Below are 373 nucleotides of genomic sequence, written 5' to 3'. Positions count from 1 at the left end.
CTAAAGATTCGCTTGCGACCATCCATTCTTCTTTTTTTGTTGTTAATGAAAGTCTTTTACCTATGACTAAAGGCCTAATACCAAAAGGATCTCTAAATGCTAATAAACCATGTCCTGAAATTAAAGCAATTGAGGCATATGACCCCTGAATTCTTTTATGTAAAGATTTGACCGCATTAAAAATAATATCAGGTTGTAATTCTTGATTATGAATTTGTTCTTGTAATTCTGTCGCAAATACATTTAACAACATTTCAGTATCACTTGAAGAATTTGTATGCCGCTTGTCGACATTAAATAACTGTTTTTCCAAATCTCTGGTATTAGTCAAATTTCCATTATGTATCAAAACAATTCCATAAGGAGCATTAAC

General features: G+C 31.4%; 1 pseudogene. It reads right to left on the bottom strand.

Annotation, left to right across the window (positions count from 1 at the left end):
- Positions 1–373: pseudogene (locus AMO19_RS00445) on the bottom strand (amidophosphoribosyltransferase); the annotation flags it as partial.

The organism is Prochlorococcus marinus (assembly GCF_001180245.1).
Lineage (GTDB): Bacteria > Cyanobacteriota > Cyanobacteriia > PCC-6307 > Cyanobiaceae > Prochlorococcus_A > Prochlorococcus_A marinus_F.
The sequence above is the reverse complement of the archived record's forward strand: the minus strand, read 5'-3'. Positions and strand labels throughout refer to the sequence as shown.